Source organism: Nonomuraea sp. NPDC050536, assembly GCF_044457685.1.
Lineage (GTDB): Bacteria > Actinomycetota > Actinomycetes > Streptosporangiales > Streptosporangiaceae > Nonomuraea.
Genome location: NZ_JBITHD010000018.1, coordinates 183,289 through 197,816, shown reverse-complemented (window position 1 = coordinate 197,816; position 14,528 = coordinate 183,289). Strand labels below are relative to the sequence as shown.

At 69.3% G+C, this 14,528-nt stretch carries 9 protein-coding genes and 1 rRNA gene; 4 read left to right on the top strand and 6 right to left on the bottom strand.

Annotated features, from left to right (window positions below; all coding sequences use genetic code 11):
• A 5S ribosomal RNA gene (gene rrf / locus ACIBHX_RS39265) occupies positions 1 to 105 on the top strand; the annotation flags it as partial.
• 2,108 nt (positions 106 to 2,213) lie between these two features.
• Here rrf and ACIBHX_RS39260 read toward each other — a convergent pair.
• Positions 2,214 to 2,975, bottom strand: coding sequence for a PhzF family phenazine biosynthesis protein (locus ACIBHX_RS39260; protein ID WP_397072532.1), 762 nt, complete (start codon positions 2,973 to 2,975; stop codon positions 2,214 to 2,216).
• A gap of 167 nt (positions 2,976 to 3,142) precedes the next feature.
• On the opposite strand from ACIBHX_RS39260, the gene ACIBHX_RS39255 reads away from it, so the two are divergent.
• On the top strand, positions 3,143 to 3,526 hold the full coding sequence (locus tag ACIBHX_RS39255) for a cell division protein SepF (RefSeq protein WP_397072531.1): 384 nt from the start codon (positions 3,143 to 3,145) through the stop codon (positions 3,524 to 3,526).
• A gap of 776 nt (positions 3,527 to 4,302) precedes the next feature.
• Here ACIBHX_RS39255 and ACIBHX_RS39250 read toward each other — a convergent pair.
• The 5 genes from ACIBHX_RS39250 to ACIBHX_RS39230 all read right to left on the bottom strand — a co-directional run bounded on the left by ACIBHX_RS39250 (position 4,303) and on the right by ACIBHX_RS39230 (position 11,372).
• Positions 4,303 to 5,637: a hypothetical protein gene (locus tag ACIBHX_RS39250; protein ID WP_397072530.1), complete on the bottom strand. Its 1,335-nt coding sequence runs from the start codon at positions 5,635 to 5,637 to the stop codon at positions 4,303 to 4,305.
• Positions 5,638 to 5,721: 84 nt separating this feature from the next.
• Entirely contained in the window at positions 5,722 to 7,443 is a 1,722-nt protein-coding gene (argS, locus tag ACIBHX_RS39245; RefSeq protein WP_397072529.1) for an arginine--tRNA ligase, read from the bottom strand.
• A complete protein-coding gene (locus ACIBHX_RS39240; RefSeq protein WP_397072528.1) occupies positions 7,440 to 9,698 on the bottom strand; it encodes an HAD-IC family P-type ATPase in 2,259 nt (752 codons plus the stop codon). The genes argS and ACIBHX_RS39240 overlap by 4 nt, the downstream gene beginning before the upstream one ends.
• A 32-nt stretch (positions 9,699 to 9,730) precedes the next feature.
• Entirely contained in the window at positions 9,731 to 10,750 is a 1,020-nt protein-coding gene (gene plsX / locus ACIBHX_RS39235) for a phosphate acyltransferase PlsX (protein WP_397072527.1), read from the bottom strand.
• A 64-nt stretch (positions 10,751 to 10,814) separates the two neighbouring features.
• A complete protein-coding gene (locus tag ACIBHX_RS39230) occupies positions 10,815 to 11,372 on the bottom strand; it encodes a DUF1707 domain-containing protein (RefSeq protein ID WP_397072526.1) in 558 nt (185 codons plus the stop codon).
• Between the two features lie 175 nt (positions 11,373 to 11,547).
• Between ACIBHX_RS39230 and ACIBHX_RS39225 the strand changes: the two genes are divergently transcribed.
• Complete coding sequence (locus tag ACIBHX_RS39225; RefSeq protein ID WP_397072525.1) at positions 11,548 to 12,870, top strand: KamA family radical SAM protein; 1,323 nt, start codon at positions 11,548 to 11,550, stop codon at positions 12,868 to 12,870.
• A gap of 390 nt (positions 12,871 to 13,260) precedes the next feature.
• Positions 13,261 to 14,043: a hypothetical protein gene (locus tag ACIBHX_RS39220; protein WP_397072524.1), complete on the top strand. Its 783-nt coding sequence runs from the start codon at positions 13,261 to 13,263 to the stop codon at positions 14,041 to 14,043.
• Positions 14,044 to 14,528 lie beyond the last annotated feature (485 nt).

The window sequence follows — 14,528 nt, the reverse complement described above, 5'->3', positions numbered from 1 at the left end:
GGCGGGAAGGAAACACCCGGTTACATTCCGAACCCGGAAGTTAAGCTTCCCAGCGCCGATGGTACTGCACTCGGGAGGGTGTGGGAGAGTAGGTCACCGCCGCACAAATATTACTGGAAAGGCCCACCCCGTATGGGGTGGGCCTTTCCGCGTTTCGGGGGTCGTCCACGGATGTGGATGGCCCCTTTCCGTGTTTACAGGGCTCTCCCACGCGTCGGGGTGGCCTCTCTTCCCGCGTTTCAGGGGGCCATCTCGGGGGTCAGGGTTGCCCTTTTCGCGTTTCGGGGGTCATCCCGAGGTCGGGGCGGCCCCCTTCCGCGTGTCGAGGGGTCATCCACGGGGTGTGGGTGGCCCTTTTCGTGTTTCCAGGGGAGCTATCCCGCACGCTGGGGTGGTCCCTTTCTGGGTTTGCGGGGCTGTCCACGGTGTGGTTGACCTCTTTTCGCGTTCCAGAGGGGCTATCCCGTACCTCGGGGTGGCCCCTTTTCGTGTTCTAGGGGTGCTGCTCCAAGCCCGTGGTGATCTCCTCGCGTGCTGCGACCGGCCATCCCCGGTAGCGGGGAGGCTTGCTGCGATTGCCTGGGTCATCCGCGGTGTAGGTGGGCCCCTTCGCGTTTCAGAGGTGCGGTCAGGGGCTTGGGCAACCCCTCGCGTGCCTCGACCGGCCATCCCCCGCGGCGGGGTGTCTTGCTGTGTTTTTCGGGGCCGTCCACGGTGTAGGTGGCCCCTTCGCGCTTCAGGGGTGCTGCCAGTGGTTGGAGTGACCCCTCGCGTGCTCGACCCCATCATGCGTTTCGGCTGCGCCATCCCGGGTGGTGAGGTGCCGTGCTGAGTTCTTCCGAGGGTCGTCTACGGTGAGGTGGCCCCCTTCACGTTTCCGGAGCCCTCGCGTTACAGGCTCGTCTTCGTTGCTCCCGGCCTGCGGCCTTCGGGACGGCGTTTCGAACGGGCACGTGACACGCCATTTCTCTGACCATCAACGTCACGTGACACGTACGTCTCTGACAATCAACGTGGAGCCTCCGCACCCGACGAGCGTGACGCTCGCCGCCTTTCCCCTTCCCTACGCAGCAACTCCGCGAGCCCAGTTGGGACTCCGGCAATCCCGCGAGCGGGCGCTCGTTGCTCGCGCTCGCCTCAGCCGAAGCATCGCCTGCCGCCGGCACTGCCTCACGTGGAGGCCAGGACACAATGCCTCACTGTGGATCGGGTGGGCGGTCAGCCTCGGTAGCGGGGGTATCCGCCGTGGTCGGGAAGTTCCTCTCCCGCGAGTTGGATCCGCTTCCGGCGTTTGTGGGTTGCGCGCGGGTCCACGGTCTGGCGTTCGTGGGTAGCGTGCGGGATCCCCGTCCGGGGCTTGTGGCTACGTCCCGGATCCACGTCTGCCGTTCGTGGGTGTGGTCTGCTCGTCGGTGGGTCGGTGGGTCGGTGGGTCGGTGGGTCGGTGGGTCGGTGGGTCGGTGGGTCGGGATACCCGGGGCACGACACCCAGCTGGCGAGCTTGCCGGAGCGGATATTGGGGGGTGGCCCATTTGGGTGGGAGAAGCTCTCGGAGGAGAGGGCAGGCAGGATCGGGGGCCTGCTGTATCGATGAGACCCGCTGCTGCTTGGCGACGCGCGGACGGACCTGGGTGTAGCGCTGCTGTCCCAGACCGACAAGCAAGAGGCTGCAGCCGAGGTGCGCAGGGCTTCAGCCGGGTCAGTGCGTACGCCGGAGCGGCCCGGGGTCAGGGCGGGAAGCAGCAGGCCGAGGTCGGGCTCCGGCAGGGACTTCACCTGGCTCGGTGCATACGCCGGGGCGGCCGTGGCCAAGGGCAACAAGCAGCAGGTCGCGGCTCCGGCAGGCCGCCGGGGATTTCACCCGCTTCGGTTAGCACCCCGGGGCGGCCGGGGTCAGGGCGACGAGCAGCAGGCCGTAGTCGGGCTCGGGCAGGGGCTTCGCCCGGCTCGGTGCCATGCCGGGCGGCTCGGGACCAGGGTGACGAGCAGGAGGTCGCGGTCGGGGTCCGGTAGGGACTTCGCCCGGCTCGGTGTGTACGGCAGGGCGGTCCGGGACCAGGCTATGTGGACGCGGCCGGAGCCGGGAGGGGCAAGGTCACCAGGCGGGTCCGGCCGGTCCAGGGCTGAGGCCGCGCTAGGCGTGGACGGCGGGTTCGGCCGGCCTGGGGGTGGGGGCGTGGAGGGTGGGCCGGGCGGTCCGGGGGTGGGGCGTGTTAGGCGTGGAGGGTGGCGGTGAGGATGGTGGTGGCGTGGCCGGCGAGGGTTACGCGGGGGCCGCGGTGGGTGACGTGGATGAGGCCGCCGCGGGATGAGAGTTGGGCGGCTGTCAGGTGGGTGCGGCCTAGGCGGTGGGACCAGTAGGGGGTCAGGGCGCAGTGGGAGGAGCCCGTTACCGGGTCTTCTGGGACTCCTACTCGAGGGGCGAAGAAGCGAGATACGAAATCCACTGAAGTGCCGCGGGCTGTGATGATTACTCCGCGCGCGTCCACTGATGTGAGTGCTTCGATGTCTGGGGTGAGAGTGCGTACTGTGTCCTCGGAATCGACCTCGACGAGCAGGTCGAGATTGCTCTTGCCGACCGTGACCGGAGTCACTCCGAGGGCCTTTTCGAGGCCGGGAGGAACTGTGGTGGGCGTCACTTCCTTGGCCGGGAAATCCATCGCGATCATGCCGTCTGCCTGGCGATTCACCGTGAGCGTTCCGCTGGCCGTGGAGAATTTCAGCTCGCCGTCGGCCCCGGTCGAATAGAGCACGTGAGCTGTGGCGAGCGTCGCGTGGCCGCACAGCGACACCTCGACCTTGGGCGTGAACCAGCGCAGCGAATCGCCCAGCAGGAAGGCTGTCTCGGACAGGTTCATCTCCGCCGCCACGGCCTGCATCCACTCGTCCGGTACAGCTGACTCGAGCAGGCAGACTGCGGCAGGATTTCCCTTGAAAGCAGTGTCCGTGAAGGCGTCCACAGTGAACAGGCGCATGACAGGATGCTATAGGCGGCGAGATATCCACTCGAAACCGGGACGCTAGACGTACAAAATGGAATAAGTGATGGGCGTGTCGCATGGCGAACACGGAATCGTCGGTTACCGTCCAATGTGTAGGGACGTGCCGATTGCGGTGAGTTCCTGAGGAAAGGACAAAGCCGATGGGGGCAGTGCGCAAGGTGGTGAGCTACCTTGGCCTGGGCGGGATCGACCACTACGACGAGGGCTACGACGACGAGCAGTACGAAGAGGAGTACATGCCGGCGACGGAGCGGGCGGCCAAGCGGTGGCGGTCCACCGTCGAGCCGTCGCGAATCGTGATGGTGCAGCCGCTCAAGTACAACGACGCGCCGATGATCGGGCAGCACTTCCGCGAGGGGCAGACGGTGATCATGGACGTCACCGGTATGCCGATGCCCGAGGCTACCAGGATGGTCGACTTCGCGGCCGGGCTCGCCTACGGATGCGAGGGCCGTATCGAGCGGATCGCCGACCGGGTGTTCCTGCTCGCGCCCGCGCACGTGGAGATCGAGACCAGCGAGTAGGTCCACAGGCGGCTCGCGGGGGAGCCGCCCACACCCGCCACGTGCGGGGTTTCGGCAGCCCACGGGCTGCGGGGGATGAGGCCGCAGGAGCGCTGCGGCCTGCGCGGAGCGGCTGATCGGGCAACGCTTGCGCCGCACCTGTTGGGCGGGCGCAAGGCGCTGCGCGAAGGTTTCGCCTGAGCTCGTACGGCACGGCGGACGCAAGGCAGCGAGGGTGTCGGCCGGGACGTTGCTCTGGTGAGCACCGGCATCTCCTGAGCAGCGCGAAAGCCGCAGGACGCGAAGACTCCAGCGGCAGGAGCAGCACGAAGGCCGCGAGAGAGTCACGACGTCTGCGGCAGGAGTAGTGCGCGGGTGGCGAGAGCGCCACAGCGTCGGCGGCGGAAGCGGCCCGAGGTCGCGAGAGCGCCGTGGCGTCTGCGGGTAGGAGCAGCGTGAAGGCTGCGAGCGCGTCACGGCGTCTGGGGCAGGCGCGTCCACAGCGTCGGCGGCGGAAGTGATCCGAGGCCGCGAGAGGGCACGGCGTCTGCGGCAGGAGTAGTGCGCGGGTGGCGAGAGCGCCACAGCGTCGGCGGTAGAAGCGGCCCGAGGTCGCGAGGGCGCCGCGGCGTCTGTGGCGGGAGCAGCGTGAAGGCTGCGAGTGCGTCACAGCGTCACTGGCAGATACGTCCACGGCGTTGGCGGAAGTGGCCCGAGGTTGCGAGAGGGGCACGGCGTCGGCGGGTGCGTAGGGCGTGAGAGTGGCGTGCGTCGGTGGGGAGAGCGCTGGGGGTGGGTTACTTGGCGGCTCGGGGGCCGCGGCGGATTAGGCGGGTTAGTTCGGCGGCGTCGTCTGCGGCCTTCTTGGCGCGGCCGTCCGCCTCGCGGGCGTAGTCGTGCAGCGCCCACACCGCCCCGTCCGCAAGCTCCTTGAGCTCCGCCAGCTGAGCCGCCACGTAGCGGGCGTCCGACTCGACGGCCTGGTGGCGGCGCCACAGCAGCCATCCGGCCAGGCCGAACACCAGCACCCCCGGCACCGCCCACAGGGCGGCCGACAGGAGTGCGGCGGTGAAGCAGCACAGCCCGACCACGAGCAGGGTGTACGCCGTCCAGGGACCGCGGCGAGGCGGCACCGCGTCGGCGACGATGGTGCGTTCGGCGTCCGCGAGCGACTGCGCGTCGGGCCCCTCGGGCCGTAGCGCGATCGTGTGCCCGAGCAGCGGCACCGTGACCGAGGTGGGCGGTGCCGTCCGGGTGGTCTCCTCCAGCTCCTCGGCGACCCGGCGCAGTATCGGCGCCGCCACGTGCAGCGCGATCGCCGCCAGGTGCGGATCGGCGCCCGGCCGCAGGTCGTCGAGCAGGTGCGAGTTGAGCGACGCCATCGGCCCCTCGGGCCCGCTCAACCCGATCAGGCTGCGCAGTACGGCCAGCGGCTCGTCCTCCGCCCACGTCGTGACGAGACTGCCGGCGCTGTTGGTGAGCGGAGTCGACGAGTCGTGCTCCGCCTGCCGAGCCGAGGTGATCTCCGCGCACCGCGCCCGCAGCCGGGCCAGCCGCGCGGCGGCCTGCGCCGGACGCGCCAGCTCCGGAATCTCCGCCATTTCCGGAAAGTCCACGAGCGAGGCGGGAACCACCACGGAAGGCTCCCCGGGCGCCAGAGCCTGCACCCACTCCTTCGGGTCCGCATGCTCCTGTACGGCGAGGGCGTCCAGTTTCCGTAGCACGAAGATCTTGCCGGCCGGGCCGTACGCCCCCCGAGCGGCGGCCAGCCACAGCGACCGCTGACCGTGTGCGACAGGCCGGACCAAGGAGAGGTCTCCGAAGGCCGTGCCCAGCCAGGAGGCGTGGATGCGGCTGCCGTGGCCGGCCACGGCCAGGGCCAGGCACAGGAAGAGCGCGGTCTTCTGCTGGTCGCGGGTGGCCGCCCGGCTGAGCGGCTCGAGCGGATCCTCGCCCGACAGGATGGTCACCAGCGCTTCAACGGCAGGCGGAAGCCAGTAGCCGGGTATGTCACGGAAGCCCGGAGCGGCGGGAGGCGCGGTCCCGTTGGCCGCCAGGTGCGCGAGCAACGCCTCGGCGTATCGGCGCAGCTCCGTCGCGGCTTGGGGGCTCGCGGTCAGGTCCGTGCTCAAGGCAGAGAACTCCCCCCTCAGTTCATGACCGCGTAAAGCCTAGCCGGGGGGCGCGCCAACCAGCGGGAGGCGCGCCCCGAAGGGTTACATACGCTCGGGTACCGGCACGCCCAGCAGGTCGAGACCGGTCTCCAGAACACGGAGAGTGAGCGCGCAGAGCACCAGCCGCTGCTCGCGCACGTCCGGGTCGGCCTTGAGCACTGGGCATTCCTCGTAGAACGTGCTGAACAGGCTGGCCGCCTCGAAGAGGTAAGCGCACAGCCGGTGCGGCTCGGCCAGGCGAGCCGCCTGCTCGACCACGGCGCCGAAGCCCAGCAGGTGCAGGGCCAGCGCGCGCTCGGCGGGCTCGCCCAGGACGATCGGCCCGCGCGCGGCGGCCGGGTCGTAGCCGCCCCTGCGGAAGATCGAGCGGATCCTGGCCGTGGCGTACTGCATGTACGGTCCGGTGTTGCCGGTGAAGCCGAGCATGCGGTCGTAGTCGAAGACGTACTCGCTGTCGTGGCTGATCGACAGGTCGGCGTACTTCACCGCGCCCATCCCGACCGCGTGCGCGATCTCGGCCCTGACGTCCTCGTCGTAGCCCCGGTCGGCGATCGCGGCGGCGCCCCGGTCGACGGCCTCCTGGAGCAGGTCGGTCAACTTGACGGACTCGCCGGAGCGGGTCTTGAAGCGCCGCCCGTCCTTGCCCAGCATCATGCCGATCTGCACGTGCTCGGCGGAGACCGTGTCGGGCAGCCAGCCGGCCTGCCGTGCCGCGGCGAACACCATCCGGAAGTGCAGCGCCTGGTCGGCGCCCACGACATACAGGATCCGGTCGGCCTTCAGGTCGTCGACCCGGTAGCGGACCGCCGCCATGTCCGTCGAGGCGTAGCCGTACCCGCCGTCGCTCTTCCTGATGATGAGCGGCAGCGGCTTGTCGTCGGAGCCGGTGAAGCCGGGCGGGAACACGCACAGCGCGCCCTCGCTCATCACCGCGACCCCGGCGGACTCCAGGTCGTCGCAGGTCTGCTCGAGCATCGGGTTGTACATGCTCTCGCCGGCGATGTCGGCGTCGGTGAGCGTGACGCCGAGCATCGTGTAGACCTTGTTGAAGTAGCGGACCGTCGCGTCCATGAACACGTGCCAGAGCCGCATGGTCTCCGGGTCGCCCGACTGCAGCGTGGTCACCCGCATCCGCGAGCGCGTCTTGAACGACTCGTCGCTGTCGAACTGGGTGCGCGCCGCCTGGTAGAACTCGGTGCCCATGCCGGCCTCGAGCTGGGCGACGGCGGCGTCCTCGCCGATGTCGAGCAGGTGCTCGATGAGCATGCCGAACGGCGTGCCCCAGTCGCCCAGGTGGTTCTGCCGGATCACGTTGTTGCCCAGGTGCTCCAGCAGGCGCGCCAGCGAGTCGCCGACGATCGTGGTGCGCAGGTGGCCGACGTGCATCTCCTTGGCCGCGTTGGGCGCGGAGTAGTCGACCACCACGGTCTGCGGCGGCGTGGTGGTGCCCACGCCGTTCCGCGGGTCGTCGAACATCTGGGACGCCTCGGTGGCGATCCACGAGTCGTCCAGCGTGATGTTCAGGAAGCCGGGCCCGCTGACCTCGACCGTGCCGGGAAAGTCCGACAGTTGCGCGGCGATCTCGGCTGCGACCTCCCGCGGGGCACGTCGCAGGCGCTTGGCCAGGCTCATCGCGACGTTCGCCTGGAAGTCGGCGAACTGGGAGGGCCGGATCAGCGGATCTGCGTCGGCGTGCTCAGGGCCGAACGCGTTGGCCAGCGCTTGCTGGACGCGCTCGGTGAGCACTATCTGCGGGTCGGTCATGTTCTAAGGGTACCGGTGACCTTCACCGCGGCGCTGATGCATATCGCCGCCACCACGGAGATCCCGACGGCCACCAGATCGTTGCCGACGTCGCCCGGCTCGAGTGCGAAGAACTCCCTGACGAACGGGATCGCGAGCCCGATCGCGAACAGCGCCGCCATGGCCGCGACCAGCCCCACTCGCAACCAGGTCAGCGGCCTGGCGATGAGCACGAGCACCCACCAGGTGGTCAGGAACAGCGTGATCACGGCCGAGGTGCGGTCCGCGACCTGGCCCCCCGCGGCCCAGAAGGACAGGAACACCGCCGCCGCGCAGATCACACCGGCAGGTACGGCGAAGCGCAGCACCCGTGGCACGAATCCGGGCTTCGAGCGCTCCATCGTGGGCGCCAAGGCCAGGAAGAAGGCGGGGATGCCGATGGTCAGCGCGTTGACCAGGGTGGAGTGCCGAGGTGCGAACGGGAACATGAACCCGAGCACGCCGGTCAGCAGGGACAGCACGATGGCGTAGAACGTCTTGGTGAGGAACAGGTTGGAGACCCGCTCGATGTTGGCCAGCACCCGCCGTCCCTCGCCCACGACGTGCGGCAGCGTGGCGAAGCGGTTGTCGAGCAGCACGACCTGGGCGACCGCCTTGGTGGCGGGGCTGCCCGCGCCCATCGCGATGCCGAGGTCGGCGTCCTTGAGCGCCAGCACGTCGTTGACGCCGTCGCCGGTCATGGCCACGGTGTGGCCGCGCGCCTGCAGGGCGGAGACGAACTGGCGCTTCTGCTGCGGGGTCACCCGGCCGAAGACGGTGTTGGCGTCGAGCAGCTCGCCGAGCTTGTCCAGGTCGTCCTCGGGGAGCGTGCGGGCGTCGATCGCCTTGTCTCCGCCGGGGATCTCCAGCCCGGTGGCGATCGCGGAGACCGCCTCGGGGTTGTCGCCGGAGATCACCTTGACCGTGACGCCCTGCTTGGCGAAGTAGCGCAGGGTTTCGTGGGCGTCGGGCCTGATCCGCTGGCGAAGCGTCACCAGGGCGGCGGGGGCGATGGTGCCGTTCTCGCGGCCCAGGACGAGCACGCGGGTGCCGGTGGCCGCGATGGAGGCGGCCTTGTCGTAGGCGTGGGTGCCGGGGTCGAGCAGCACGTCGGGGGCGCCGAGGACCCAGTTGCCATGGGGACCGAAATCGGCGCCGCTGTACTTGCGGGCCGAGGAGAACGGCGTCGTCGACACCGCGGCCCACCCGGCGGGCATGGCGGGATGGACGGCCTGGATGGCCTGGGCGGTGGCGTTGGGCCGGGGGTCCACGTTGGCCAGGGCGGCGAGCGCGTCGCCGACCGGCTGGCTGCCGTCCAGCGGGATGACCTCGTCCAGGTCCATCCCGCCCGCGGTGAGCGTGCCCGTCTTGTCCAGGCACAGCACGTCGACCCTGGCCAGGCCCTCGATCGCGGGCAGTTCCTGGACCAGGCACTTGCGCTGGCCGAGCCGTACCACGCCGACGGCGAAGGCGATCGAGGTCATCAGCACCAGGCCCTCGGGGATCATGGTGACGATGCCGGCGACCGCGCCGGTGATGGCGGTGCCGAAGTCGGTGTTGTGCCGCAGCTGGCTGTAGATCAGCAGGGCGCCGATGGGGATGACCAGCCAGGTGATGTATTTGATGAAGTTGGCCACGCCGTCGCGCAGCTCGGAGTGGGCCAGGTGGAACTTGCTGGCCTCCTCGGCCAGCCGTACGGCGTAGGCGTCGGTGCCGACCTTGGTCGCGACGAACGCGCCCGAGCCCGCGACGGCGAAGCTGCCCGACAGCACCTGGTCGCCCGGGTGTTTGTGCACGGGGTCGGCCTCACCGGTCAGCAGCGACTCGTCGATCTCCAGCCCGTCGGACTCGGCGACCTCGCCGTCGACCAGCAGGCGGTCGCCGGGGCCGAGCATGATCAGGTCGCCGAGGACCACCTTGTGCGGCTGGATCTCCTGCTCGCGGCCGTCGCGGCGGACGCGGACGGGCGCCTCGTTGATGACGGCCAGCTTGTCCAGGGTGCGCTTGGCGCGCAGCTCCTGGATGATGCCGATCAACGCGTTGGCCACGATGACCAGGCCGAACAGGCCGTCCTGCCACTCGCCGAAGATCATCACGAGTGCCCAGAGCACGCCGATGACCAGGTTGAAGAGCGTGAAGACGTTCGATCTGACGATCGCGCCGAGCGACCTGCTCGATCGCCGTGGCACGTCGTTGGTCTTCGCCGCCGCCACCTGTGCCGTGGTGAGTCCGTTCACACAACCCCCCGATTTGCGGAACCACCCAAGATCTACCAGATGCGGTGCGTTCGGGGGGTTGACGAGATTCGTTCGCCGATCCTCGCCACGATGCCGCTCGCGGACAGGTCCCTGGCCAGTTCGCAGGCGGCGCTGATCCCCTGCGCCCGTGACGAGCCGTGCGCGATGACCACCGTGCCGTTCAGTCCCAGCAGCACGGCTCCGCCGTGCGCCTCGGAGTCCAGCCGCGTGTAGAGCCGTCTGATCCTTGAGCGTTGCATGAGCGCTCCGAGCTTGGCCACCCTACTTTCGTCGATGGTCTGCCTGAGCTGGTCGAAGGCGTAGCGGACAGCGCCCTCCATGGTCTTGAGCGCCACGTTTCCTGTGAAGCCGTCGGTGGTGATGACGTCGGCCATCCCGGTGAGCAGGTCGTGGCCCTCGACGTTGCCCACGAAGTTCAGCGCGGGCGAGCCGGACAGCAGTTCGTGGGCGCGTTTGACGACCTTGTCGCCCTTCTCCGCCTCGGCGCCGATGGTCAGCAGTCCCACCCGCGGTTTGGTGATGCCGAAGGCGGTCTCGGCGTAGGCCGAGCCCAGGTGCGCGAACTGCACCAGCATCTCCGGCTTGACCTCGGCGTTCGCGCCGGCGTCCAGCAGGATCGTGGGGCTCGGCGTGGTCGGCAGCGCCACGGCGATGGCGGGTCTCAGCACGCCCTGCTGGCCTTTCAGCCGGAGCCTGCCCGTGGCCACGATGCCGGCCGTGGAGCCCGCCGAGACCACGGCGCCGGCGTCGCCCCGCCGTACCAGCAGGCAGGCGATCGCGATGCTGGAGCGGGGGCGGCGCAGGCTGGCCAGCGCGCCCTCGTCCATGGCCAGCGCCTCCTCGGCGCGCACGATCGGGATCTCCCTGGTCGCGTCGTGCTCGGCGAGCGCCTCGTAGAGGATCCTGGGCGGGCCGACCAGCACGACCTGGACGCCGCGCTGCCTGACCGCGTGGACCGCGCCCGCCACGATCTCGTGCGGCGCGTGGTCGCCGCCCATGGCGTCCAGCGCGACCGGCCTGCTCTCTGCCAAATGGTCACCTCGTACTCCGCATCGTAGGCGGGACCGGGGTCAGGCTGGTCGGCGACCCATTCCTTTATGCGAGGTTCCAGTCTGATACGCCCCTCGTCACGATTACCTTGCTGAACATGGATCGACCGGTGACGCGGATCAGCGGGCCGTCGCCCTCGGTGCCGGCGGTGACGTTGCGCTTGCCGAACAGGGAGGCGCCCTCGTCGATCACGCGGGCGTTGTCGGGCACGCGCACGATCAGTTTGCTGAACCTGGCGTCGGCCTCCAGCGTGATCTCCCTGCCGGGCAGCACCGCGTTGGACAGGTCCACGATGAGCGCGCCGAAGCGGGCCGTGAGCTTGGTGTTGCGGGAGGCGACCCAGCGGCCCTTGCGGATGATCTTGCTGAACGTCGAGTTGATCGTCTGCTGTTCGACGAACACGGGTGCGGACGTGGCGGACACCTCGGGCAGATCCCGGGTGATGGGGACGAGCTCGCCCATCGTCTTGGCCGTGTACACGGCCTCCAGGCGGTCGGCGTGCTCGACGCTGGTGAGTCTTCCTGTGGCGAGTGCCTCGCCGAGCATCGCGGCCACGTGGTCGCGGTCGGCGTCGGAGGCGCGGAGAGACGGATCGTCGGTCACGGTTCAGGAGTGTACGCACATTCGCGATATGTCGCGAGTGGTGAAACCTCTCCAGAAACTTGGGCCCCAGCGGAACCGGAAGTAGTCCGGGCAGCGTCCGGGTATAAGAACCGTAGACGCGCGACAGGGTCGTGAGGTTTACATCCGATCGAACAAAAAAGATGGGAAAGGCCTAGTGATCTTGAACCAGGCAGGAACACGACGCTTCCGGGCCTATACGTCCAAGCATCTCGACGAGCTCCTGCAGCGTGCGGGGCTCGGCGAGGAGCAGCGTCTGAGGGTGCGCGCCGTGGCTACGGTGCTGCCTTTCAGGACCAACGCCTACGTCGTGGATGAACTCATAGATTGGTCGGCCGCGCCCGACGATCCCATATACCGCCTCGTCTTCCCGCAGGAGGACATGCTTCCGGCCGCCGAGGTGTCCAGGCTGGCCGACCTGCTCAAGGCGGAAGCGCCCAACGCCGAGGTGCAGGCAGAGGCGAACAAGGTTCGTCAGCACCTGAACCCGCATCCGGCGGGCCAGATGGAGCTCAACGTGCCGCGGATCGGCCTCGAGCCGGTGCCGGGGATGCAGCACAAGTACCCCGAGACCGTGCTCTTCTTTCCCAAGCAGGGGCAGACCTGTCATGCCTACTGCACCTACTGCTTCCGGTGGGCCCAGTTCGTCGGCGATGCGGACCTGAAGTTCGCCTCGGACGACATCGACCAACTCGTGGCCTACCTCGGACAGCATCCGGAGGTGACCAGCGTCCTGCTCACCGGCGGCGACCCGATGATCATGGGCGAGCCGGTGCTCAAGCGCTACATCGAGCCGCTGCTGGAGGTCGAGCAGCTGGAGTCGATCAGGATCGGCACCAAGTCGCTGGCCTACTGGCCGCAGCGCTTCACCACCGACCCCGACGCCGACGACACGCTGCGCCTGTTCGAGCGGGTCGTCTCCCGGGGCAAGAACCTGGCCTTCATGGCCCACTTCTCGCACCTGCGGGAGCTGGAGCCGGAGCTGGTCGGCTCCGCGGTCCAGCGGATCCTGGCCAGCGGTGCCACGATCAGGACCCAGGCGCCGCTGATCAGGTCGATCAACGACGACCCGGCCATCTGGTCGGGCATGTGGCGCAAGCAACTAGCGATGGGGATGATTCCGTACTACATGTTCGTCGAGCGTGACACCGGCCCGCAGGACTACTTCGCCGTGCCGCTCGCCAGGGCCTACGAGGTCTTCAGGGACGCCTATGCGAGCGTCTCCGGACTCTGCAGGACCGTCCGGGGGCCGTCCATGTCGGCCACGCCGGGCAAAGTCTGCGTCGACGGCGTCACCGAGATCGCCGGCCAGCAGGTCTTCGTGCTCCACTTCATTCAGGCACGGGACCCCTCGCTGGTGGGTCGGCCGTTCTTCGCACGCTACGACCCGCGGGCGGTCTGGCTGACCGATCTGCGGCCCGCCTTCGCGGATCGTTTTCCGTTCGAACCAGTCGCGGAGGACACGCGGTTGTCGGCCTGAGCGGCAAAGCGCGTGTCCAGCGACCGGAAAATCTGAACCCCCGCCCCGTGACAATTGTTTTCCATGCGTTGTCGCGGGGCCGGGGATGAAGTGCCGGTAATCGCTGGGAGACGTCGACGGAATATCCGGAATGGCACCCCGCCATGTCCCGACTTGTCGCCTGACCCGCCCCCCTTTTCTCGATCGCTCAAAGCTGCGTCAAGCCCGCGTACAGCGGGCTTTGCGGCTCCGGCGCGCGGCTCGCAGTGGTGATACAACTGCGTCAGTAGCTCAGCCGGGACGGCGCGCTTCGTGTGGTGCCCAGAGCGTGTACGCCGCGGCTTTCGGGGGTTATCGATTCGCTTATTCGCAATTCGCGAAAGCGGGCGATCACGAGCCGGGAAGGCAATCATGAATCGTGTAATCAAGACGGCTGTCGCCGTCGCGACATTCGGGCTGGCAGCCGCGCTGTCGATACCCGCTCAGGCACAGACGATCTCGTCGCCCGCGGGCGACGACCCGCTCAACACCGTGACGGGCAGCCTGACTCCGCTCCGGGGCGGCGTCAGCGGCGACAGCGTGGGCGGCGCGCTGGGGAGCCTGAAGAGCGTCCTCGGCGCCGTCGGTCCCCTGGGGAACCTCGGCGCGGTGTCCCCGCTGGGAGGCCTCGGCGCCGGTAAGTCGGCGCTGGGTGGCCTCGGCGTTCCGCTCCGCACCGGCGCAATCCCGCTGGAGGGCGCCGGCGTCCCGCACGGCCTGCGGACGCAGGACATCGGCTCACCGGCCGCCGGCCAGGCCGAGCACCTGGGCACCACGCCGTCGGGCATGGTCGGCGCCTCGCCGCTGGGCGGCGTGCTGGGCGGCGTCACCTCCTCCGCCCTGCCCCTCGGCGCCGCCGATCTCGCCAAGCTGGGCGGCCGCACGGCCACCCTCGCCAGTGGCGCCGCCAAGTCGCACATGAGCGGTACGGCACGCGCGGGTGGGCTCATCCCGCTGGATGGGCAGATCGTCCAGCTCGGCGCGGCTCCGCTCATGCACTTCATGGCGCAGAGGATCGGCGGCCAAGCGCTCGACGAGGTCGCCCCGCTCGTCGAGAACGCGGCCGGCTCGCTGCCGGGCACCGGGGTCAATCCGAGCGCGGTCGGCGACACGCTGGGAACGACCAACGCAGCGGTGACGGCCATCGGGCGCTGAGCGAGCGACCGCCTCGCGTCCGTGACGCCGGCCGCCGTGGGCTTCGACGGAAAGCCCGCGTGCGGACACCGGAGTCCGGTGTGAGGCGGATGTCAGGTGAGGACGGGCCGGACACGTCCAGCACGAGGTTCGCAACGGGAGGGACGCGTGAGCGTGCCGCGGCCTCGGTTTGGGCGTCGCGGTCATCCGGCACGGGGTCTGCAACGGGAGGGGCGCTCGCCAGATGGCGAACGTGCCGCAGGCCTGGCCACGGTCATCCGGCATGAGGATGCAACGGGAGGGACGCCTGCCTGACGGCGGGCGTGCCGCATGCTCGGCCGGAGACCGCCGCGAGCGCCGGAAATCATCCCCCGAACGGCCCCACAACGGCCGTCGGGGAAACGCCGCACAACGGTGTCGGAGTCGTTCGCTGGGCGCGATGCGCGGGCGTGCGACGGCGTCGGGAACGCTCCGTGGCGGGATGCGTTGCGCGCCGTACGCAGCCG